The organism is Ferrimonas gelatinilytica, from assembly GCF_039544205.1.
GTDB lineage: Bacteria > Pseudomonadota > Gammaproteobacteria > Enterobacterales > Shewanellaceae > Ferrimonas > Ferrimonas gelatinilytica.
In genome coordinates this window covers 206,057-229,741 of record NZ_BAABLF010000005.1, presented here as the reverse complement: position 1 = coordinate 229,741, position 23,685 = coordinate 206,057, and the positions used below count along the sequence as shown (strand labels likewise).

The 23,685-nt window shown below is 58.9% G+C and carries 17 protein-coding genes; 4 read left to right on the top strand and 13 right to left on the bottom strand.

What is annotated here, in order from left to right:
* Positions 1–142: 142 nt before the first annotated feature.
* The 10 genes from ABD997_RS03405 to ABD997_RS03360 all read right to left on the bottom strand — a co-directional run bounded on the left by ABD997_RS03405 (position 143) and on the right by ABD997_RS03360 (position 15,499).
* The gene (locus ABD997_RS03405; protein ID WP_345315609.1) at positions 143–2,554 is read right to left on the bottom strand and encodes an efflux RND transporter permease subunit; all 2,412 of its coding nucleotides are present in this window, start codon (positions 2,552–2,554) and stop codon (positions 143–145) included.
* Between the two features lie 8 nt (positions 2,555–2,562).
* Positions 2,563–3,585: a WD40/YVTN/BNR-like repeat-containing protein gene (locus ABD997_RS03400; protein ID WP_345315608.1), complete on the bottom strand. Its 1,023-nt coding sequence runs from the start codon at positions 3,583–3,585 to the stop codon at positions 2,563–2,565.
* Between the two features lie 51 nt (positions 3,586–3,636).
* Positions 3,637–5,001 (bottom strand): DUF1329 domain-containing protein, encoded by a 1,365-nt coding sequence (locus tag ABD997_RS03395; protein ID WP_345315607.1) that lies wholly within the window; start codon positions 4,999–5,001, stop codon positions 3,637–3,639.
* 15 nt (positions 5,002–5,016) lie between these two features.
* A complete protein-coding gene (locus ABD997_RS03390; protein ID WP_345315606.1) occupies positions 5,017–7,170 on the bottom strand; it encodes a DUF1302 domain-containing protein in 2,154 nt (717 codons plus the stop codon).
* A 541-nt stretch (positions 7,171–7,711) separates the two neighbouring features.
* On the bottom strand, positions 7,712–10,306 hold the full coding sequence (gene pepN, locus ABD997_RS03385; protein WP_345315605.1) for an aminopeptidase N: 2,595 nt from the start codon (positions 10,304–10,306) through the stop codon (positions 7,712–7,714).
* A gap of 169 nt (positions 10,307–10,475) precedes the next feature.
* Positions 10,476–11,849, bottom strand: a complete 1,374-nt coding sequence (locus ABD997_RS03380) for a sodium-dependent transporter (protein ID WP_345315604.1) — start codon at positions 11,847–11,849, stop codon at positions 10,476–10,478.
* A gap of 126 nt (positions 11,850–11,975) precedes the next feature.
* Entirely contained in the window at positions 11,976–14,021 is a 2,046-nt protein-coding gene (prc, locus tag ABD997_RS03375; RefSeq protein ID WP_345315906.1) for a carboxy terminal-processing peptidase, read from the bottom strand.
* A gap of 35 nt (positions 14,022–14,056) precedes the next feature.
* Positions 14,057–14,737 (bottom strand): RNA chaperone ProQ, encoded by a 681-nt coding sequence (proQ, locus tag ABD997_RS03370; RefSeq protein WP_345315603.1) that lies wholly within the window; start codon positions 14,735–14,737, stop codon positions 14,057–14,059.
* The gene (locus ABD997_RS03365) at positions 14,727–15,026 is read right to left on the bottom strand and encodes a hypothetical protein (protein ID WP_345315602.1); all 300 of its coding nucleotides are present in this window, start codon (positions 15,024–15,026) and stop codon (positions 14,727–14,729) included. The genes proQ and ABD997_RS03365 overlap by 11 nt, the downstream gene beginning before the upstream one ends.
* Positions 15,023–15,499 (bottom strand): GAF domain-containing protein, encoded by a 477-nt coding sequence (locus tag ABD997_RS03360; RefSeq protein ID WP_345315601.1) that lies wholly within the window; start codon positions 15,497–15,499, stop codon positions 15,023–15,025. Before ABD997_RS03360 ends, ABD997_RS03365 begins: the two co-directional genes overlap by 4 nt.
* A 183-nt stretch (positions 15,500–15,682) precedes the next feature.
* On the opposite strand from ABD997_RS03360, the gene ABD997_RS03355 reads away from it, so the two are divergent.
* From ABD997_RS03355 to ABD997_RS03345, 3 genes are read left to right on the top strand one after another with little or no spacing between them, the layout of a single operon-like run.
* Entirely contained in the window at positions 15,683–16,291 is a 609-nt protein-coding gene (locus ABD997_RS03355) for a paraquat-inducible protein A (RefSeq protein WP_345315600.1), read from the top strand.
* Entirely contained in the window at positions 16,272–16,877 is a 606-nt protein-coding gene (locus tag ABD997_RS03350; protein ID WP_345315599.1) for a paraquat-inducible protein A, read from the top strand. The genes ABD997_RS03355 and ABD997_RS03350 overlap by 20 nt, the downstream gene beginning before the upstream one ends.
* On the top strand, positions 16,867–19,479 hold the full coding sequence (locus tag ABD997_RS03345) for an MlaD family protein (protein WP_345315598.1): 2,613 nt from the start codon (positions 16,867–16,869) through the stop codon (positions 19,477–19,479). The genes ABD997_RS03350 and ABD997_RS03345 overlap by 11 nt, the downstream gene beginning before the upstream one ends.
* Before the next feature lie 61 nt (positions 19,480–19,540).
* On the opposite strand, the gene ABD997_RS03340 is transcribed toward ABD997_RS03345, so the two are convergent.
* Positions 19,541–20,767 (bottom strand): nucleoside recognition domain-containing protein, encoded by a 1,227-nt coding sequence (locus tag ABD997_RS03340; RefSeq protein ID WP_345315597.1) that lies wholly within the window; start codon positions 20,765–20,767, stop codon positions 19,541–19,543.
* A gap of 60 nt (positions 20,768–20,827) precedes the next feature.
* Between ABD997_RS03340 and rsmF the strand changes: the two genes are divergently transcribed.
* Complete coding sequence (gene rsmF, locus ABD997_RS03335; RefSeq protein ID WP_345315596.1) at positions 20,828–22,240, top strand: 16S rRNA (cytosine(1407)-C(5))-methyltransferase RsmF; 1,413 nt, start codon at positions 20,828–20,830, stop codon at positions 22,238–22,240.
* Between the two features lie 254 nt (positions 22,241–22,494).
* Here rsmF and ABD997_RS03330 read toward each other — a convergent pair whose 3' ends face one another.
* On the bottom strand, positions 22,495–23,259 hold the full coding sequence (locus tag ABD997_RS03330; protein WP_345315595.1) for a TatD family hydrolase: 765 nt from the start codon (positions 23,257–23,259) through the stop codon (positions 22,495–22,497).
* Positions 23,260–23,342: 83 nt separating this feature from the next.
* On the bottom strand, positions 23,343–23,669 hold the full coding sequence (locus ABD997_RS03325) for a PilZ domain-containing protein (protein WP_345315594.1): 327 nt from the start codon (positions 23,667–23,669) through the stop codon (positions 23,343–23,345).
* Between the last annotated feature and the right edge of the window lie 16 nt (positions 23,670–23,685).

Below are 23,685 nucleotides of genomic sequence, written 5' to 3'. Positions count from 1 at the left end.
ATCGGCCCCCCTGACCCATCGGGGCAGTTCAGGGGCTCAGCGCGCAAGAGCAAGAGAACGGAATGGAAATGCGAAACAAACTGAAAAAAGCCCCGGCAACATGGCCGGGGCTTTCGCAACTGGAGGTCTTACCGTCAACGAATTAGGCTGCCCTACCCTGCGGCGCCTCCTGTGCGTCATCGCCGGCCTGAACCTTGATGCCGTTGCCACGATGGCGACCACGCCAGAAAAGCTGGACCAGTGCCGGCAACACCAGGATCGCCGCCAACATGTTCACCAGGAACATGAAGGTCAGCAGGATCCCCATGTCCATCTGGAACTTAAGGCTGGAGAACGCCCAGGTACTCACCCCCACTGCCAGGGTGATACCGGTGAAGATCACTGCGTTGCCACGTTCATGCAGGGCCTGACGGAAGGCCGTTTGCGGCGTCACGCCCTCACGCAGCAGCGGGGTCATGGTGGAGAGGATATAGATCCCGTAATCCACCCCGATCCCGACCCCAAGGGCGATCACCGGCAGGGTGCTCACCGTCAACCCGATCTCTAGGTAGGTCATCAGTGCCTGCGCCAGCGTCGAAACCACGTAAAGCGGCAGGATCACCGCCAAGGTGGCCCGCAGGGAGCGGAAACTGAGCAGACAGAGAACGAAAACAGCCCCATAGACGTAGAGCATCATCGGTGTCTGCGCCGCCGCCACTGCCTCGTTGGTCGCCGCCATGACCCCGGCGGGTCCGGCGGCCAAGCGGAACTTGAGACGATCGCTGTTGAACAGCTCTGCCTCCCGTTTCACCGCCTCAACAACCCGGCTTAAGGTCTCCGCCTTGTGATCTTCAAGGAACAGGTAAACCGGCATCACCGAACAGTTACCGTTAAGCAGCCCGGATGAGGTCGGGATCCTAGAGGTGGCCTGCACCAGGGTCGCCGTGGTTCGCGGCAGCACGCGCCACTTGGGGTTACCCTCGTTGTAACCGCCGTTGACCATCTTAGACACGGAACTGAGGGAAGCGGTGGACTGGACACCTTTGACGTTCTCGATACGCCACTGGAACCGATCGATCTGCGTCATCACATCGTGATAGGTACAGGCCTCCGGAAACGCCTCGACGATCACCGTGAGTACATCTGTGGTGATGGAGAAGTTTTCGGTAATAAACGCAGTATCCAGGTTGTAGACCGAGTCCGACTTCAGCGCCGGGGCCCCCGCATGCAGATCACCGATCTTCATCGTCTGAGCCTGCATATAACCAAACGCGAAAAGTACCGCCGTCAGGACAATCACCACCACCGAAGCCCGGGGCTGCGCCACGCCGGCCAGGCGATCCCACAGCGGGTGCGCTTTATCGTGCTCTCTTTGCAGCCTGTGCAGATAGCGATCGCTAAAGCGGGTATAGGAGAGCAGCACCGGCAACAGCACCAGGTTGGTGAGGATAATCACCGCCACACCGAGAGACGCCGTGATCGCCAGTTCTCGAATGATGCCGATATCGATGGAGAGGAGCGTCAGGAAGCCGACCGTATCCGATAACAGCGCCACCATGCCCGGTACCAGAAGGCCCCGAAACGCCGCTTCTGCCGCCACCTTGGCACTGAGGCCCTCCGCCACCTTGCGACCCACCGCGTTGATCATCTGAACGCCGTGGCTCACACCGATGGCAAACACCAAAAAGGGCACCAGGATCGACATCGGGTCCAGACCAAAGCCCAGCACGGTGAGCCCACCAAGCTGCCAGACCACGGCGACCAGAGAGCACGCCAGGGGAAGTACCGTTAGGGAGATACTGCGCGAGAAGGCGTATACCATCGCCGCGGTGATGGCGATGGCGATCAGGAAAAACAGCACCACATCCTTGGCACCGTCCGCCACATCGCCAGCCATCTTGGCAAAGCCGATGATGTGGATCTTAATATCGTCATCCTGGTACTGGGCGCGGATCTCCCGCTCCAGTTGCTCTGCAAAAGCGAGCACATCCATCGGTCGCGTAGTCGGTTGCCCCGCGACCTGCTCCTCTTCCGGCACCGGCACCCAGTCCAACAGCTGCGCCGTTACCATGGCAGCGCCGTAGTTATCGGATACCATCCGCCCTATCACGCCGGATTTTTCGACGTTAGCTTTTACCTGAGCCAGGCCCACATCATCAGCCTGGAAGTCCGCCGGGATCACCGGCCCGCCGCGGAATCCGTCCTCCACCACCTCGGTAAAGCGAGTCGAAGGGGAAAAGAGGGATTTCACCTGGGTTCGATCGACACCGGGAATGAAAAACAGTTGGTCATGCACCTGGCGCAGGACATCAAAGAACTTGGGGTTGTAGATGTTACCGCTGACATCCTCCACCGCCACCATGATGCTGTTGGCGCCACCGAACTGCTCCCGGTGCTCCATGTAGGTTTTCATGTAGGGATGGTTCAACGGGATGTTTTTGGTAAACGCCGCATCCATTCTCAACTGGCTGGCACCGATCCCCAGCCCGACGGTGATCACAGCGAACAGGAACAGCACCGAAATACGATGACGAAACAGCACCTGTTCAATTGTGTTAGTCCATTTTTCCAACATACCGCTTCCTATCGGGGCAACTGCACGCGGCGGATGCCATCGCTGCCCGCGATCGCTACCTCACCGTCTTGGGTTTGGGCCAGGGCCACCAGATCCTGGCCCTTGGCGACCTCGGTCACTGTGAAACTCTGCCCATCGTCGTCACTGATCAGCAGGTAGCCGCCGTTGGCCACCAGGGCGATCCGCCCATCAGTCAGAATCCGGCCCTGGTTGATGGTGCCATCCACCCCGCTGTCGATCTCTTGCCAGCTCTCACCCTGATCCTCACTGCGGAAGATGTGCCCCCGCAGGCCTGCAGCCAGCCAGGTGCCGGCGGCGGTCTCCACCAGTTCATAGAGGCTTCCATCGTAGAAGGACTCTACAGGGTACCAGCTACGGCCATCGTTATCGGATAGCGCCATCAGGCCAAGTTCGCCCATCAGAACGAGGCGCTCATCGCTGAGACGACGGATGCGGTTAAAGTGAGGCAAAATGGCGCTGCGTTCATCCAGGTAGAGCCCGGGGTCTTCCTCTTTCAGCTCGTTCAGATACTCCCGGTCTTCCGGGTAAAGAAGCTCATCATGAAACTCCTCCTGCCAGCTCTGGCCACCATCCAGGCTGCGGAACATCAAGCCGTACGCGCCCACCGCCAGGATATGCTCCGACGACAACGCCAGCACATCCAGCAGGGGTTTGTCCCGCTCCGGCAACTGCTGGCGCAAACGCCACTGCTGGGTAACCGCGTCACTGCTGAGGATCACCGCATCATGCCCAACGGCCCAGGCCCGCTCACCGACATGGGTAACGGCGGTGAGCAAGGTGCGGGTCGGAACCATCACCTGACGCCAGGCGTCGCCTTCCTGAACCAGGATGTGGCCACGATCCCCCACCGCCAATAAACCGGAGTTCAGTTCGGTGAGTGAGAGCACCGGTGCCTGGTCGGCGCGAACCGCCATATAGGACTCAGCGGTGGCGAAGGTTTCGGCCGTGGCCGTGCCGGCGATTATCGCTAAGCCCAGGGTCACTGCTTTTGAAAGTGTTTGATACTGCATGGGATATAAACCTGAAAGGGTGGCCCGAAGGCCACCCGATATAACACAAGATCAGCGTCGACCCGAGCGGCGCAACGCGTTGGAGGTAAAGTCGGTTTCGCTCAATTCCGCATCGAAGTTGGCGACCTCACCCTGGTTATCCAGCCCCATGGCGATATAGCGGCGGGAGTTCAAGTCGTAGAACACCTCCAGGGTGGTCCAGACCAGCGGCATATCGTAGTAGTTGATGGTATGGGCCATGCCAACCCGATACATCTGGTCACGGTTATCGTACAGATCCGCCAGGGCGATCTGCCAGCTGTCCTCATCAAGGTAGTAGGTCCGGGTCTTGTAGAGGTGACGCACATCGGATTTGAGCTCGGCTTCCACCACCCAAACCCGGTGCTTCTCCCAACGCACCAGATCCATGTTGATGTGACCGGGCTTCACAATCTCGTCGTACTCCAAGTCGCTGGAGTGCAGCTTGTAATCGTTGTAAGGGATGTAGATCTCTTTCTTGCCCACCAGGGTCCAGTTGTACCGCTCCGGAGAGCCGTTGTAGAGATCGAAGTCATCGGTGGTACGCAGACCGTCGGAGGCGGTACCAGGGGTGTCAAACGCCACGTTCGGTGCTCGGCGCACGCGGCGCTGGCCGGTGTTGTAGGTCCAGGCCTGACGCGGCTTCTTGCTCTGATCCATGGTTTCATGAACCAGCAGCGCCGTCCCTGCCAGGCGTGAGGGGGCCGTCACCACCTGCTTGAAGTAGAACAGCAGGTTTTCCTTGGCCAGCACCGCGGGATCCGTACCCGGCACCCCGTAAAGGAACTTAATCTGTTCATTGGTTTCCACCAGGGTGTAGCTGCCGGACGGTGTCGGCGCCGCCTGGTTACGCTGGATCTCAGCGTTGGCACCACGATAGCGAGTGATGTGGTTCCAGATCGCCTCGAGGCCATTTTGCGGAATCGGGAAAGGCACGCCGACAGCGGCGCCGATCAGACCGTTACCGCTAGGCACCAGCTCCGCCTGAGTGGCGTTCGCGATGCTGGCATCGTAGATAAACTGCGGATAGGAGGCGCTGCGTCGAGTCGGATAGAGCTTGATCTTAAAGGTATCCGGGTACTGGGCAAACATCTCCTTCACACCCGGCGTCAAGTACGCTTCGTGCTCCGCCAGGTTGGCGCTGGTGATGGTCGCAAGAACGGGATCATCCGCATAAGGATCCGGGTGAAACTGTCCCTTTTTATAGCCCGCAGGCGCCTGGGTGATGCCGCCATCCCATGCCGGGATGGAGCCGTCCGTATTGCCGGCCATCTCAGCACCAATGGGAGTGAGTGTCTTGCCCAGTTCAGCCGCCTGAGCGGCGTCTACCTTGGCCAGCGCAGAGGCGGAGCTCAATGCCAGGCTCAGCGCGGATGCGATAAGAGTAATTCGATTCATGATGATACCCCTGAATCAGATTGAAAATTTGACATTAAAGGAGACAAAGTCTTTGTCATCCAGAGAGTTAGTCGACCCTTTGCCACCCCAGAAGGCGTTATAGCTCACATCCCAGGACCACTTATTGAGGTAATCGGCGGAGAGCGTCAGGGCCGCAGACTTTCGGTCTTCAACGAACAGGAAGAGCGGATCCGGGGTCGTCCCGTGGACATCGTGTGACCACACCAGGCGCGGCGACAGGTTCCAGCCCTTGAACGCGTTGGTGTAATCCGCTTTGGCGATAAGGCGATAGCCCCAGGCGTTATCGGTGGGGAAGGCATCCTCCTCCGGACCGTTGTGGATCAACTGCAGCACACCCGCCTTATCCTCGCGGCCGGCAAGGCCCGCCCGCTCGGTACCCGGACCATTGAGACGAAGCACCGATTCGTGGGGCACGTCGTGCAGCCACACCCCGCCCACTTCTGCCAGAATCAGGAAGTTATCGGCGTTCAGGGTGGGACCGAAGATGTGGGTGAAGGTCACCTGGGCCTGGGTGGAGTCGGTCAGGATGAAACCTTCTCCGCGCTCTCCGGGGCACAAGCCGGCATTCACCGGGCCGCTGAATCCCTCGCAGTTGCGCTGGCCGGCCTGGAACTGGGAGAGACCATCAAACACCTCGTAGGGATTACTCGGCAGGTAACCCTGCTCGACTCCGTAGATCCCCGCCAGATTCAGCTGCTCCGGCATGGCGGCAAACAGCAGCTCCACGTCATCGATCTGCAGGGGCTCATCCTGGCGATAGGCGATCTCCCCAGCCACCGAGGTGTCCCCAACGGTGGTATTAAAGGAGAAACCGTAGAGCTTGATGTCTTCCGGGTACTGGATCTGCGCCTTGGAAAAGCTGTTCAGGGCCAGAAGGTCATTGCGCCCCACTTCACCACCCGACTGTACGATTCCCGCCAAGGTCTGCAGATCCGCACCAATTGCCGCGGCACGGAAGTCTGCGGCTTCGCCGGAGATCAGCGGACGGCGGCTGTGGTAGTTCATGAAGTAAAAGCCAAACTCGGTGAAGTTCAGCTCCGGAGAGAAGTAGCTCAGCTTGATACCGTACTGACCCTGGTCATCAGGCTCCAGGGCATGATCCACCAAAGTGGTTTTGGTGGGATAGGCCAGCGCCAGCTGTGACAACTGCTGGGCGGAAAGCAAACCGGAGCCGGCGGTCGCCGCGAGCAGGTTGTACTCCTCGAGCAGGTGATCGAGGCCGATGTCCGGGTTGGAAGCGAAGCCCAGCTGGGCATTGTTGACATACCCCCCGGCCCCGGCGAAATCGTTACTGGAGAAGTAGGTGCCGGTCACCGGAAGACGGGTCTCCTCCCAGCGGTACTGGTAGAAGCCTTCGAACGTCAGGTTTTCGGTCACCCCAAGGCTACCCCAGACCATTCCCACCGGAATAAACGCCTCTTTAAGCTCGGCGCCCGGGGCCTGCAAACGGGCCAGATCGACAGGGTTAATGCTGTTGATCCCGTGAGAGATCAGGGTACTTTCCCCCCAGCTCACCACCTGCTCACCAACGCGGAAGGAAAACGGCATGCTGCCCAGTTCCCATTCGGCGAAAAAGTAAGCGTCCAGCAGGCGCACATCGGAACAGGCGTACTCATCCGCCTTACTGTCTTCGCAGATATCAAACTCTTTCCCGGTCATCGGGTTGCGGTAGTCAAAGCTGCCGTTTTTGAGTTTGTTATCGTAGAAATACATCCCACGAGCAAAGATCCCGATGTTGTCGTACACCAGTTCCAGCTCATGGACACCCTTAAAGATCTCGGAGAAGGTGTTGCCCTGGTCATACAGCATGTTGGCGAGATCGCCGTTGGCCGAGTAGGAGCCCGGCAACTGGAATATCTGGCTGCTCTCCAGGCCTAAATCGTTAAACCCAACGGCGATGCCGTTGTTGTTAACGAAGCCATACTGCCTCTGGCCCTGGTCATCCAGCCAGCTGAAACGGTTGCTCTTGGCGATGTTATCCAGATTTCGATCTTCCACGCGCCATGCAGCACCCAGGGTCCAGGTGGAGTCAAAACTGCCCTCAACCTCTCCCCAAGAAAACGATACGGCACCGGCTGGCGCAGCCAACACCGTTGCCAAGCTTGCTGCCACTGCCGAGCGTCGAAAGCGGATTGGACTGACTGTCATCGTCGCTTCTCTCCCTTCCCTGTTGTTCTGTCCGTTTTATTCCCTTATTCGGGAGTTGCCCCATTGTTATCAAAAGGCAACCAGCAAGCAACCATTTTGCAAATTAAAATGGCTTTGTATTTAACAACTTACACTTTGTGACACGATCAGTGGCGGGGTACCAATTTGAAAGGAAGCTCAACTCATCGGATGAGATCGCGCAAACAGTAACTAAAGCTTTGTTAGGAAACAGATAAATTGAAGATGCGGCGGTCATTTGGGGAGCAGAAGTTCGCACCTCATCGTTTGAAGCAATTACTCTACACGTGGCAATTTTGACCCGCGATTCGGGCGCGTGACCTCTGTTTAAGCACCAGCAAAACCGCCATCCCATATGGGCCAGGCCAGTTCACAAAAGTAACCTATACAGAGTACATAAATATCGGGCTGCCGCTGCCGCACTGGCCCCCTGCAGCGAGCAATAGCTAAGCGGCCGAGGGCCTTAAAAATAGAAAAGAGGAGCCAAGGGCTCCTCTTTTCCAGGTGTCACACCAAAGCGCGTCTAGCCGAGGGCTTTGCTCACCTTCTCATAAAGATCCCGGCTGAGATCCGGCAACTCAGCCAGGCGTTGAAGCTGGGCCTTCATCAGCGCCTGGCGCTCGGCATCCTGGTCCCGCCATTCGAGCAGTGGCGTCATCATGCGGGCCGCGTTTTGAGGATTGATCCCGTTGAGTTTAATCAGGATATCGGTCAGCAGTGTGTAACCGCTGCCATCCTCCGCATGGAACGCTTGGCGGTTACCGGCGGCGAAGGCACTGATTAGGGCACGAACCCGGTTCGGATTGGCCAGGTCGAAAGCGGGATGGTCCATCGCGCCACGGATTTTTGCCACCACATCACCACCGGGCAAGGTGCCGATCTGGCTGAACCACTTGTCCATGACCAGGGGGTCATTACGCCACTGCTGTTCAAACTCGGCCATCGCAGACGCGGCGGCCGGCAGTTGGGCCTGGTTAAGCGCGTTGAGTGCGGCCAAACGGTCGGTCATGTTATCCGCGGTTTTGAACTGGTGCTCACAAAGCTGCTGCGCCTGCACCTTTCCGCTCTGCGCCAACAGGAACAGGCAAGCATTTTTCAGGGCGCGGCGGCCAACCGCCTCGGCATCGCTGCGGTAGGCAGGGTCGACACACTGGCGGTAACGGGCGTTCAGTTCATCCTCTAAATGCCAACCGATCTGCTCCATCGCCTGACGACGTGCAAGATGCAGGGTTTCCGGATCCAGGCCACCTTTCGCCTGCGCCAGGGTCGCCTCCGCCGGCAGGGTCAAAAGCTGGGCCGACAGCGCCGGGTCCAGTTGGTCATTGAGCAACACCGCGCGCAGAGCATCCAGGGTGATATCGGATACCGCCTCCTGCGCCTGCTCAGCCAGTGCGAACACCTCGTCGCTCAAAAGACGTTGACCCGCATCCCAACGGGCGAAATCGTTCCCTGCGTGAGCCAGGAGCAGCGCCAGGGCATCCCGCTCCAGTGCTTGTTCCAGCTTGACCGGCGCCGAGAAGTTATCGAACAGGGAAAGCACCACCGGCCCGGGCAACTGCTCAAAGCACCACTCCTGGCTGGCTTCGGTGAAATTGAGCACCGGATCGGTCACCTGACCATCGCAGATAAGGGGGACATCCCTGCCCTCCCTGTCGATAAGCTGGATGCGAACCGGAATGTGCAACGGGTGCTTCTCTCCCTGGTCGGCGGTGGGCCGCGTATGCTGGTTCAACACCAGTCGCAGACGGCCCTGTTCAGCGTCATAGTGCTCCTGCGCCGTCACTACCGGGGTGCCGGACTGGCTGTACCAGAGCCGGAACTGGCTCAAGTCCACGCCACTGGCATCCTCCATGGCGGCCACGAAGTCATCACAGGTCACCGCCTGTCCGTCGTGACGCTCGAAATAGCAGCGCATGCCTGCCTGGAACGCCGCTTCGCCGAGGAGCGTGTGCATCATGCGGATCACCTCCGCCCCCTTGTCGTAGACGGTAACCGTGTAGAAGTTGTTCATCTCGATCACCTGTTCCGGCCGGATCGGATGCGCCATCGGCCCCGCATCCTCAGCGAACTGGTGGTTACGGATGGTTTTTACCGCCAGGATCCGGTTGACCACGGGGGAGCCAACGTCGGAGGAGAACTCCTGGTCGCGAAAGACCGTCAGGCCCTCTTTGAGACTGAGCTGGAACCAGTCCCGACAGGTCACCCGGTTACCGGTCCAGTTGTGGAAGTACTCGTGACCGATGATCGATTCGATCCTGTGGTACTCATCATCGGTGGCGGTCTGGGGATCCGCCAGGACCGCCTTGCTGTTGAAGATGTTCAGGCCCTTGTTTTCCATCGCGCCCATATTGAAGAAATCCACCGCGACGATCATGTAGATATCGAGATCGTACTCCAGGCCGAAACGGGCCTCATCCCATGCCATGGCCCGCTTCAGGGAGACCATAGCGTGTTCCGCCCGGGACAGGTTGCCCCTGTCCACATAAAGCTCAAGAGCCACATCGCGCCCGGATGCGGTGGTAAAGGTATCCGTCAGCCGGTCGAAATCCCCGGCAACCAGGGCGAAGAGATAGCTGGGCTTCGGAAAGGGATCTTCCCATTCACAGAAGTGACGGCCGTCCGGCAGATGGCCGCTGGCCACCTTATTGCCGTTGGAGAGCAGGAACGGGAAGCGCGTCCGGTCCGCTTCGATGCGAGTGCGATACCGAGCCAGCACATCCGGCCGGTCGAGGAAGTAGGTGATCCGACGGAAGCCCTCTGCTTCACACTGGGTGCAGAAGGCACCACCGGACTGGTACAAGCCTTCCAGCGAGGTGTTGTTGGCCGGATCAAGCTCGGTCACCACCGTCAGTTCGCACTCAGCCTGATCTAGGGCGAGGACGAGTTGCCCCTCTTCGAGGGTGTGAGGCCATGACTCGCCGTCGACACTCACGCTGACCAGGGTCAGCTGTTCACCATCCAACCGCAATTCGGTGGCACCTTCACGACAGCGACGTAGCTGGGAGACCGCGGTAACACGAGTAGCGTGATCGTCCAGTTCAAATGTCAGGTCGATCTGCTCCACGGTGAAGTCCGGGGCCTGGTAATCCATTCGGCGTTTCGCTTGAATCTGCTGCATCGAAGGCAGTCTCCTTATATCGGCGGCATAACGTCATCGACTCGGGGTCGGGACGGTGAAGAGGGCTGCAGTATATCAGGCTGCCAATAAAGAGGCGCGCCCTGTGGCGCGCCATCTGTCTGACTGTTTAACCTCTGCGCAACGGGCAGTACACAGTTGTGCGTGACGACTAGAGCGAGAATAAGCCGAGCTGTTGAAGGAACACCAACACCACCGCCACCGGAGCGATGTAGCGCACACAGAGCCGCCAAACCTTGTACACCAGCGGGGAGGTCGCCAAGGTGCGGACGCTGATATCCCGAGTCACCACGCGACCAACGAACAGCGCGATCATCAATCCCCCCAGCGGCAGCATGATGCTCGAGGTCAGGTAATCGATACCATCGAACAGGGTCACCGTCTTGCTCCCCAGCTGGAATTCAGCCCAGCTGGCGCCGGTGAGGGAAAAGATGGTCAGTTGGCTGACCACCCAAATCGCGCCCCCGGCCAACAGGGCCGCCTTCATACGGCCAAAACCGTGCCGCTCAACCAACCACGCCACGGATGATTCAATCAACGCCAGCGCGGAGGTAAAGGCGGCCACCACCAGCATCAGGAAAAAGAGGCCGCCAAACAGCTGCCCAAAGGGCATCTCGCCAAACGCAATGGGGAGTGTCATGAAGATAAGACCGGGCCCGGCCCCAGGTTCCAGCCCGTTCCCAAAGACAATGGGATAGATCGCCAGGCCCGCCAGTATGGCGACCAGAGTATCCATGAAGGCGATCCAGAGCGAGGTCTTAACCAGAGATGTGCCATCCGGCAGATAGGCGCCATACATGGTCATGATCCCGGAGGCAAGCGATAGGGTGAAGAAACTATGACCGAGTGCGACCAACACCCCCTTCCAACTTAACTTGGAAAAATCTGCGTTGAACATGAACTGGTAGGCTTCTTCGAAATTGCCCCTCTGGTAGGCGTAGATCACCATAATGACCAGCAGGACAAAGAGCACCGGCATCATCCCGTTCACGGCGCGCTCCAAACCATCACGGACGCCGTTACCGACTACCAATACGGTGGCGGCCAGAAGGAGAAAACTCCACCCCATCAAGCGGCTGGGTTCACTGTTGAGATCAGAAAAGAGTGCGGCGATCTGATCCGCATCCTGGCCACTGAAACTGCCGATAAATCCATAGTAGGTGTAGGCCAAAGCCCAGCCAGCGATCACCACGTAAAAACTGAGGATCAAAAAGCCAGTAAGCACCCCGAACCACCCCACAGCGGACCACCCCTTCCTCGCCCCGGAAGCATCGGCCAAAAGGCGGGCACTGCGTGCGGGGGTCTGACGGCCGAATTTACCAATCATGACCTCCCCCATCATGATCGGGATCCCGATAAGTAGGATGCAGGCTAGGTACACCAGCACGAAGGCGCCGCCGCCGTTCTCCCCCATGATGTAGGGAAACTTCCAGATGTTTCCCAGGCCTACGGCAGCCCCGGTGGCGGCCAACACATAACTCAAACGACTGGACCAGCGCACGGTCGAGGTCTTCTCTCGGCTCATCACACATCCCTGATGTTGTTAACTTGTAATCTCTTTCTTTTCTACAGGTTACGGCGCACTTGGGCAAGCTCACAAAAAAAAGCCGCCCCTATCGGAGCGGCCTATTCGAGCCAACGATTATCGGGTTCAGGCGTCTGGCGCTCGCTTCGCGGTCAGCGTCCAATCCACCATATCCAGCGTAATGGCACCGGCTTCATCAAGGAGGAAGTCCTCCAACTCCATATCCTCTGCCTCGGCCAGGGACTCCACCGGTTCCATACCCATCATCACGCGACGAACATTGGTCCGCTCAAGGGCTCTGGCATCGTCTTCACGCTCCTCCGCCTCGCGCTCCGCTTTCACCAGAGAGATCCATTTACGGTCCTTGTGTTCACGATAACGGGCAATGTCCTCCTGCAACATGCGGAATTCGACATTGTCCTGTACCCGCTGCTCGTGTCGACGCTCAAGCTGGGTCAAGAGTTCAGGGGCGATCCAGTCAAGAGAGCCATAGCGAGCCGCGGGCACCGAGTCCCAAGGCAACGCATTGTCCTCCTGAGATTCCCCGAACTCGCCATCACGGACGTAGCTAGGGAAAGTCAGATCGGGAACGACGCCACGAAGCTGGGTGCTGCCGCCATTAATACGGTAGAACTTGGCAATGGTGTAAGTGACGTTGCCCATCGGCTTGTCGTAGAGATCGTAGATCCGACCCAGTTGACGATGCTGCTGCACGGTTCCCTTACCAAAGGTCTGTTCACCCAGCACCAGGGCTCGACCATAGTCCTGCATCGCAGCAGCGAAGATTTCGGAGGCGGACGCACTGTAACGATCCACCAGCACCGTCAGTGGCCCGTCGTAGGCCAGGCGACCGTCACTGTCGCCATTGACGGTGATACGTCCACGCTGGTCACGGATCTGAACCACCGGCCCCTGCCGGATAAAGAGGCCGGACAGCAGGCTGGCTTCGCTAAGCGCACCGCCACCATTGCCCCTTAGGTCAATGATGATCCCTTCGACATCCTGTTGTTCGAGCGTTTTGAGCTCGGCGGCGACGTCCTGACTGATGTTCATGTAGAAGCTGGGGATCTCTATCACCCCTACGCGACGTGTCTGACCATTCCCCTGCTCAACTTTAAGCACCCCGGATTTCACCGCACGGTCTTCCAGGCGCACCTTGTCACGCACGATCTCGATCAACTTGGGCCGGGCGTTGTTACCATCTTTCGCGGCCAACACCTGCAGGGTAACCTGGGTATCCTTGGGACCTTTGATCAGGTCGACCACGTCATCCAGTCGCCAGCCGATCACGTCAACAATCTCCTCGCCCTCCTGGCCGACACCGATGATCCTGTCGTCAGGTTTCAGCTCGCCCTGACGATCGGCGGGTCCACCGGTCACCAGAGAGCGGATAACCGTGTAGTCGTCATCAATCATCAGTACCGCGCCGATACCCTCCAGCGACAGGTTCATCTCCTGCTGGAAGCGGTCCGCGTTTCGAGGCGAGAGGTAGCTGGTATGGGGTTCAACGGTGTAGGCAAAGGCGTTCATCACCGCCTGGAAAACATCTTCACTCTGGGTCTGAGTGAGGCGTTTCATGGCGTTCTGGTAACGCTTGGTCAACATCGGCTGGATCTCGTCCCACGCTTTACCGGTCATGGCCAGATTCAGAGCGTCGTACTTGACCCGCTGACGCCAAAGCTCGTTGAGCTCAGCCGTGGTGGTCGGCCAGGCCGCCTCTTCACGGTCAAAGTAGTACTTGTCGCCCGCTTGATCGAAATCGAAGGGCTTATCCAGCAATGTCAGCGCATACTGAAGACGCTCGAAACGGCGCTTCATCGAAAGCTCGTAGAGTTCGTAAGCCTGGTCAAGATCCCCCTTGGTGATCTGGGGGATAAAGCGGGAGCGAAGACGATCGTACTTGGCAATGTCGGACGCCAGCAGGTTCGTGCGGTTGAAATCCAGCTGTTGAAGGTAACGTTCAAACGCCTGGGCCGAAAACGACTGGTCGAAATCAACCTGACGATAGTGCGAGCGGGTAAACAGATCGGTTATCCGCTTACTGGCCACTTTATGCTGGGACTCCTGTTGGAGCGTGGGCAAGTCACTCAGCGCCGGGGCCGAGCTGCCGGCCATCACTGAGGTACTGAGCAGGAGTCCAGCAACCAAAGCGGATAGGGTTCTCTTTATCATCAACTCGCAACTCCTTCTGGCATCTTGCTGTTCAATCAGATGCGGATGTGGTCGACCTTAACTTTTACGGTCAAACCGGACTCCAGACGAACCATGACATCATCACGGTTGATGTCAACGATAACACCCTTCGCCGGCGCACTGCCGAGCATCACCATAACACCCTGGTTTGCGCTCAACTTATCTGATGAGACTTTCTCCATGGGCGGCAGGTTCCGCTTCGGCTCCACTTTTTGTTTAAGCTTAGCCGCTTTCACCTTGCCGGCATGTTCGGCTCGGGCCGGACGACGTCGAGCCGGGGCTTTCTCGCCCTTGGGGCTCTTTGCCTGACGCTCCTGGCGTTGGGCCTTGGCGCGCTCCTGGCTCTCCTGCAGGGTCTTCTGGGCGTGCTCGATGTGTTCCGCATCCAGCTCACCACACGGGTTTCCGTCCAGATCGACCCGCACGGCGCCCGGCTGGGCACTGCGCAGGTAACGCCAGCTGTTGGTGTAGCGGCGGATCGCCTGACGCAGCTGAGTCTTGCTGACCTTTTCATCACCTTCCAGGCGTTCTGCAAGATCTTGGAAAAGACCGATCTTCAGCGGCTTGGCATCCCCTTCAAGGGAAAAACAGGAGGGGAATTTCTCAGCCAGGTAAGCCAGGACCTCCTTCACGTCTTTCAGCTTTTCCGGGTTTTCCGGCTGTGTTTCCGGGGTGTTGTTTTGTTCAGTGGTCATCAAACGTTTCCTGGCCCTTACTGGGGTCAAAATGGGTAAACAGAGTTTCAACGAAGGCATCAAGCGCGTCTTCGTCCAGCTCTAACAACTGGGGGTTAAATTGCCAATGGGGCCAGATGGCCTCCAACATCAATGCCAACAGGTCGGTATCGATATCCTCATCGGCACGGTCATAGACCGCATGAAAAATCTCATTAATATTCTCGGCAGCTTCCGCTTCACGACCTTCCCACTCGCCCACTTCCGCAGGCTCCATCAGGTAGGTGTGGATAGCAACCAACTCCTTCATGGTTGGCGCTCCAAGTACTGTTCCAGCTCAGAGACAATCAGACGCATCCCCGCCCGGTCCTGCTCGGTAAAGCGGTTTTGCTCTGGACTGTCGATATCCAACACCCCGATGATCTCGCCGTGACGGCGTATGGGCAGCACCAGTTCGGACTCGCTGGCGGCATCGCAGGCGATATGCCCCGGGAATTGGTGGACATCATCGATACGCTGGTCCTCACCGGTGGCGACAGCCGTCCCACACACGCCGCGACCGACAGGAATACGGACGCAGGCGACCTGGCCCTGGAACGGCCCCAATACCAGCTCATCCTTACCCTCCATCAGGTAAAAACCGGCCCAGTTCACACGCTCGACATTGTGATAGATCAAGGCGGAAAGATTGGACAGATTAGCGATGAGATTGGGCTCGTCGGCAATCAGGCTGCGCGCCTGTTGCGCCATTAGGGCATAGTCGTGTTGTTGGACAGACAGCATGGTCAAAACATAGAGAAGTATTCAGCATGCCATTAACCCAGTTTCCTCCCTGTGAGTCAAGGAGTGCAAGAGCGGGACGGTGACGCTGAGCACTTTATGAGCAGAGGGGAGAACCACCGACAGCTTAGCGTGAGAAGTGGTAAACTGGATCGCCTATGGAAATGGACATCATGAGTTAGCGCTTTGTCTTCTAACCTGATTCTCTGCAAAACCTGTGACGCGAGTGTACATCAGCGAGCGCTGCCCAGTGGCGTTCGAGCGCACTGCCCGCGCTGCGGAAGCCGACTCTATGACGTGCCCTATTGCGATCTGGACGGTTTGGCCGCCCTGGCTCTGGCCGCGCTACTGATCTATTTTCCCGCCAACCTCATCCCCCTGGTTCAGGTGAACCTGGTGGGAAGTCTGCGCACCACAACGGTCCTGGATGGCGCCCTGACCGTACTGGAGCAGGGGTACTGGCTGGTGGGCATCGCCGTCATCGTGACCGGGATCCTCGCTCCGCTGCTACTGCTGGTCTCTATCCTGGTTCAAATCTACCTGCTGAAAACCGGCCAGGCGCCAAAGCTGCTTCGGCGCTTACTGCTCTACCATCAAGGCCTATCCGAGCTGAGCATGGTGGAGATCTACATGATCAGCCTGCTTGTTTCGATCTTCAAATTGACCGACATCGCAGATCTGACCTACGGCTGGGGCACGCTCTGTTATACACTACTGTTTATCATGACCTTTTATGTGCAGTATGAATATAACTCCAACCGGATGTGGCAGCGTTATGAGCAACTCCACCCCTGAGCTGTGTCTCTGCCCGGGCTGCGCCCTGACGACGCCGTTGCAGCCCCACTGCCCCCGCTGCCGGAGTCGACTCTACCGTCGGCGCCCATTCAGTCTTCAGTACAGCTGGGCACTGCTGATCACCGCCGCCTGTTTGCTTCTGCCTGCCAACCTGCTCCCCATTACCCAGTTGATCAACCAGGGTAACGTCAGCTACGACACCATCTATTCGGGCATACTGTCGCTGATTGCCAATGACATGACGCTGATCGCGATTATCGTGTTCACCGCGTCAGTAGCAGTCCCCGCCGCCAAGGTGGTGGGGTTACTGGTGATCCTCAGCACCATCTCTCTTCGGTGGCCCCTGTCTAAGAAACGGCTGAGCTTCTACTTCCACATCATTGAGTTTATTGGGCGCTGGTCGATGCTGGATCTCTTCGTGATCTCCATCATGGCGAGCCTCATCAACATGGGGCAACTGCTCGACGCACGTCCCGCCCCCGCTGCCACCTACTTTGCCCTGGTGATCCTGTTCACCCAACTCTCCGCCAAGTGCCTAGACACCCGCCTGCTGTGGGACCTGGAAAAAGATAACAATGACCTCTGACAGCCAACATCCGGTGGTTCGCCGGAAGAAAAACCTCTCCCCCATCTGGATCCTGCCGGTTCTGGCCTTCGTCCTCGGCCTGTGGCTGCTCTACAGCTATATCATCGAGCGGGGCACCACCATCACGGTAAAATTCCCCAGTGCCAACGGGATCACCGCCAACAAGACGCTGGTCCGATACCAGGGGATCGTGGTCGGCCAGGTAAAGGGGGTGAAGCTGGATGAGGATCAGAAATCGGTGCTGGTGAATATCAACATGAACCACACGGTGGAGAACCTGCTGCGGCGCGGCACCCAATTCTGGCTGGTCTCACCCAAGGCCTCGCTGACCGGGTTCGAAGGCCTGGACGCCCTATTCTCTGGAAACTACATCGCCATGGAGCCCGGCGAGGGCCCCCGTCGAAACGAGTTCCAGGCCACCCTGGAAGCCCCTCCGACCCTGAGCCGTCATACCGAGGGCCTGCTGGTGAGGCTGACAGCGCCGAACCGGGGTTCACTCAACATCGGCAGTGGGGTCTACTTCCAGCAGGTCCAGATCGGTGAAGTGGTGGACTTCAGGCTGAATAACCAAACGCAGGAGGTGGTCTTCGACGTCCACATTCAGTCGCGCTATCAGTCACTGGTTCGCCACAACAGTCAGTTCTGGAACAGCTCCGGTGTCGCCATACACGCCAGCCGATCCGGCATCGATGTCGAGTTGGAAAGCCTCGCCAGCCTGTTATCCGGGGGCGTAGTGCTCTCCTCCCCCGCAGACGGTGAACCCGTGACCGATGGTACCCGGTTCAAGCTTCACGAGCGCGCTCGGGATGCGCGTCCCCGGGCGGAGTTCCAAGTATGGGTGGAGAGTGCCGATGGCTTCTCAGTGGGTACGCCCATCCGCTTCCGCGGCCTGGACCTGGGCCAGGTTCAGGATATCGAGTTGACCGAGCAAGGGGTGATCCTGCACGCCTACATCGATACTGAATACCGGCACCTGTTGCGCAAAAACACCCGTTTCGCCAGAGTTGGCGCTCAGCTTGGCCTCGATGGTGTCGCCCATCTGGATACCCTCCTGTTTGGAGACTTTATCCGTCTGTGGCCCGGTGATGGCGAGCCTCACACCGAGTTCTCCCTGTCCCAGGAGGGCGAATTGCACCGTGAAGGCCGTGCCTTCCTGCTGGAGCACGACAGCCTCGAGGGCGCAGGGGTCGGAGCGCCGGTGCGTTTTCGCGGCGTGCCGGTCGGGGAGGTCGTCGAGGTGACGCTGACCGATGAAGGGGTACAGAGTCGCATCTGGATCGATGCGCCTTATCATCAGCGGGTCCGCCAGGATGCCGCCTTCTGGCTGCAATCCGCGGTTGAAGTGGAGGCGGATCTGGCCAAACTCAGTGTTCGCAGCCGTCCCCTTGCCGACATCCTCAGCGGCGGCATCGCCTTTTCCGGTGGGGAAGGCACAGAGGCGGCTGGACAGAGCCGTTTCGCCCTTGCGGTTAGTGAAAGCGCCGCGAAATCCGGTCCCCGGGTCCATCTTTCGCTGCAAACCGAAACCCCCGCTGGACTCGCCGCGGGCGCATCGGTGCTGTATCGGGACCTCGAAGTGGGCACCATTGAGTCACTTTCCCTCGGCAAGGACGGGGTGACTGTGCAGGTCGGCATCGAACGGCGCTACCAGCATCTTATCAATACCGATACCCGCTTCTGGCACCACAGCGGCATCAAGGTCGAGGGCTCTCTGGCCGGCATCAACATTCAGGCCGCGCCGCTGACCACGCTGCTGCGCGGCGGACTCAGTTTCGATACGGCGATCAAGGGCCACGAGAACACCCAGCCCGGCCTGCCGGAGGATCGCCATATCTACCCCGATCGCCACAGCGCGCTTCAGGGCATCGAACACCTCAGTCTGTTCATCGACAGTGCAGCCCAAATCCCCGCCGGCGCACCAATCCGCTTCCGGGGCCACACCATCGGCAAGATCCGCTCGGTGTCATTGAGCGATGATCTGGCCAACCAGCGGTTGGAGGCTCAGCTGGACCGTCCCTGGGCTGACCGCTTTTTGGCCCAGGACAGCCAATTCTACTTGGTCAGCCCCGAAATCCGGCTCTCCGGTGTACGGGATCCCGATACCCTGATCACCGGCAACTACATCGCCGCCATGCCCGGCACAGCGGAACAACGCAGCGACAGTTTCCTGGTCGCCATGGCGCCCCCCACCACCCTCCCCTTCGATGACGGACTGACTCTGGTCCTGAACCAGCCCAACCTGGGCTCCCTGGCAGTGGGTAGCCCAGTGCTCTACCGGCAGATCAAGGTGGGAGAGGTGATCAAGACCGGGCTGGCGGCAGATGGTGCCTCGGTAGACATCGAGATCCAGCTGATGCCCCGCTATCAGCACTTGGTCAATCAGAGCAGTCGTTTCTGGAACGCGTCCGGGATCAACGTCGATGTGGGGCTCTTCTCCGGTGCGCAGATCAGCGCCGAGTCTCTGGAAACCATCCTCGCGGGTGGCGTCGCCTTTGCTACGCAGGAGAGCAGCAACGGCGAAAACCTGCTGGCAGATGGCACCCGGCTCCCACTGCACAACCAGGCGCAGAGCGCCTGGCTGGAGTGGCAAACCCGGTTCTGATCCCGGCAGTTGATCCGTCGCGCCGCTGCCCTTGCAGCGGCGCATTTTTTTACCAGACCGGTTAACCGAAGAACCAGTAGGCCACGGCGATGGCGGCTAGGGCGCCAGCCAGATCCGCCGCCAGTCCGCAGGGGATCGCGTGGCGGGTACGGCGGATCCCCACAGCACCAAAATAAACCGCAAGAACGTAGAATGTGGTTTCCGTCGAGCCCTGGAAAATGGACGCCAGGCGACCCGCAAAGGAGTCGACGCCGGCGCTTTCCATGGTCTCCAGCATCATGGCTCGGGCACCACTGCCACTGAAGGGTTTCATCAAGGCCGTCGGAAGCGCATCGACAAAGCGGCTGTCCCAGCCCACCGACGCGACCAGGCTTCGGATCCCGTCAAGCAGCGCATCCAGGATCCCCGACGCCCTCAGACTGCCGATGGCCATCAGCATCGCCAGGAGAAAAGGCAGGATCCGCACCGTGGTCGTCAGCCCCTCTCTCGCCCCCTCCACAAATTCATCAAACAGCGCCACCCCACGCCAGGACGCGACGGCGATCACCGTGATGATTAGCGCAAACAGGGCAAAGTTGCTCCAGAGGGTCGAAAACGCCTGCAGCTGCGTCGTTGAGTAGGCTGCCAGGTTTGCCAGCAGACTGATCATCAACGCGAGGCCGGTGCCAAACCAGAGCAGCAGCACCTTGTCCCAGAGTCGGATCCGCTGAACCACGCAGGTGAACAGGAGCCCCGTCATGGTGGACGCGGTAGTGGCCAGCAGGATCGGCAGGAACACATCGGTCGGCTGGGCTGCGCCCTGCTGAGCTCGGTAAAGAAGGACTGCGATGGGAAACAGGGTGACCGAGGAGGTATTGAGCACCAAAAACAGGATCTGAGCGTTCATCGCCCGTTCCGGAACCGGGTTGAGTCGCTGCATCAACTCCATCGCCCGGATCCCCATGGGCGTCGCGGCATTATCCAAGCCCAGCACGTTTGCCGACAGGTTCATGGTGACGGCGCCCAAGGCTGGATCCCCCCGGGGGATCTCTGGCATCAGACGGGCGAACAGAGGAGACAGCAGCCGAGCCAGGCCATCTATCAGGCCACTGCGCTCGCCAATTTTCATCAGGCCCATCCACATCGCCATGACCCCGGCCAGGCCGATACCGATCTCCACCGCCAACTTGGCCATTGCAAAGAGCTGTTCCACCCAGCGCGCGAACACCTCGGGATCCCCGCCGTACCAGCGTCCCAAGCAGGCCAGCGCCGACAGCAGCAACATGGCTGCCCAAACCCGATTCAGCACTCGTTGCTCCCTCCCTGGCTGTGCTATGCTTGCCGCCGATTTTTCCCTCAGGATCCTCTTATGGTCAAGTTCCCAAAGGCATTTCTCGACAGCATCGCCGCCATCTTACCGCCCCAACTCGAACTTGACGACTTTATCGCCATCAGTCAAACACCGCTGCGTCGTTCGATCCGGGTCAACACCCTGAAGATAGGCGTAGAGGAGTTCGTGCAGAGGATGGAGGGCAAGGGCTGGCACCTGGAGCCCATCCCCTGGTGTGATGAGGGGTTCTGGCTTAACTGGGATAAACCCGGGGCACAGCTTGGCAATACACCGGAACACCTGGCCGGCCTATTTTACATCCAGGAGGCATCCTCGATGATGCCCCCCAACGCCCTGTTTGCCCTTGCCGGCCAGCCGCAGACCGTGTTGGATGTCGCCTCGGCACCCGGCTCTAAAACCTCCCAGATGGCCGCCAGGATGAACAACCAGGGGGTGCTGATCGCCAACGAGTACTCATCCAGTCGCTTAAAAAGCCTCCACGCCAACCTTCAACGCTTGGGGATCCGCAACGTCGCCCTGACCCATTTCGATGGCAAGGTATTCGGCCCTACCCTGCCGGAGCGCTTCGATGCCATCCTCCTGGATGCGCCCTGCTCTGGCGAGGGGACAGTGAGAAAAGATCCACAGGCGATGGCCAACTGGAGCTTCGACGCCATTGAGCAGATCGCCGCCGTCCAGAAGACCCTGATCGAGTCTGCCTTCACCGCTCTTAAACCCGGCGGCACCCTTGTCTACTCCACCTGCACCCTGCTGGCTGAGGAGAACCAAGCGGTGTGCCACTGGCTCCGCGAGCGCCACCCGGAACTGGTGGAGTTCATTTCGCTGGGAGCCCTGTTTCCCGGGGCAGAGAGGGCTTTGACCGAGGAGGGTTTTCTGCATATCTGGCCGCAGATCTACGACTCGGAAGGGTTCTTCGTTGCCGCGATCCGAAAGCGCGGCTCCATGCAGGCTCAGGCGAAACCACCCAAGCTTAAAAGTTTCCCCTTTACGCCGGCCCCAACCAGGACCGTCGCCGAGTTACGACACTACCTCGAGACACAGTTAGGCCTCAGCCTACCCGACGAAGGCCAGGTGATGGCAAGGGATCAGGAACTTTGGTGGTTTCCCCAAGCACTGAATGACTTTATCGGCAAGATCCGCATGAACCGGCTGGGGATAAAAATCGCACAGGTGCATAAGCACGGTTTCAAAATTCAACACGAGGCGATCATGGCGCTACCCCTGACACCAACGAAATGCGTTGAGCTTACCGACGAACAGGCGACGACCTACCTGATGGGACGGGATCTTCCCATGGACACCCCAGCGGGTAAGGGCGAAGTGATCGTCCGCTGGACGGGACAGCCACTGGGGCTGGCAAAGTGGGTTGGCAGCAAGCTGAAAAATGGCCTGCCTCGGGAACTGGTCAGGGACCAGATCGTCTCGGTCTAGTACCAACGTCCAAGCCGCCGGCAATAGAAAAGCGCAGTCACTGGCTGCGCTTTTCTCCTTGGACTAGACTAGAAAATTAAGCTGTCTTAGCGATAGCCTTGGCACAGGATGCGGTGCAGCGATAACAAGCGCCCTTCATCTCCCGTGACAAAGATCCGACGCGTGATGTTCCCCTAAGCCTGTGACATTGGAGTAGTTGCGGGCTTTTTTTTGCCTTTTTACCCCTCCCGCTTGCGCCGGTTTCATCTCAGTGGTTACGCCAGGGAAAATAGGCGATGGAAATTCTCACCGGTGATCCGGCTCATCTCCTGATGACTGACGCCTTTAAGATCCGCAACAAACTGCGCCACCTCATGGACGTACGCTGGCTGATTGGTCTTGCCCCGGTAAGGTACCGGCGCCAGGTAAGGTGCATCGGTCTCGACCAATAGCCGGTCCATTGGCAGTTTTCGCACGACATCCCGCAGGGACTCTGCGTTACGGAAGGTGACAATTCCGGAGATGGAGATATAAAGCCCCAGATCCAGTGCCGCCTTGGCCATCGCCCAGTTTTCTGTGAAACAGTGCAATACGCCCTGCTCCGCCTGCCCCTCTCTGAGCAGTTCGATAGTGTCTTCCCGGGCGTCACGGGTGTGGATGATCAGCGGCTTTTTAAGTTGGCGGCTTAGTTCGATGTGGTCACGAAAGGCTTGTTGCTGAAGGGCCACGCTCTCTTTGCTGTAGTAGTAATCAAGTCCAGTTTCCCCCAGAGCGACCACTGCAGGATCTGCTGCCTGCCGGGCTAACCAATCGGCATCGTAGCCGTCCTCAACGTCCAGGGGGTGGACACCGCAGGAGATCCGCACGTCCTCGTGGGGTGCGGTCAGCGCTTTCATGCGCGCAAAGCCCGCTTGGCTGACGGAGACGCACAAAATTTTGCGAACGCCGCGCTCCCGGGCCTGTTTTAAGATGGGTTCCAGAGAGGTTGGGTCATCGCCCTCTACCAAGCGATCCAGATGGCAATGGGAGTCAATTAACACACGCCGATCCCCGATTTAACTAACAAGCCGGTCAGGGTAAACCGATTCGGAGCCGGATTCTAGTTTCGTCGCTGGGTCACGGGTTACATCGTGGAGGTGAGTTGCCCTGAGCCCAACTCACCGGCGAGCAGACGCTCGATATGCGGCTTGAACGGGTTATCCTCCGCCTGGAAGGCCAGGCCCACACCTGGGGGTCTTCCCCCTTGAGAGCCCAGGGGATTACACCAGACCACGACCCCTTCGAACGTGTACCATTCATCGCTGTCCGGCAGGGAGAAGCGGGCGACCAAAAGTTCGCCGAGATGGTGATCCCGGGTCGTAACAAAAAACAGGCCGCCAAAGCGAATAAAGGGCATGTAGGCGCGATAAAGCTGCGCGGGAGTATCAAACTGGGCTTCAAGGCAGGTCATGGAGGTCCTGTTTGGA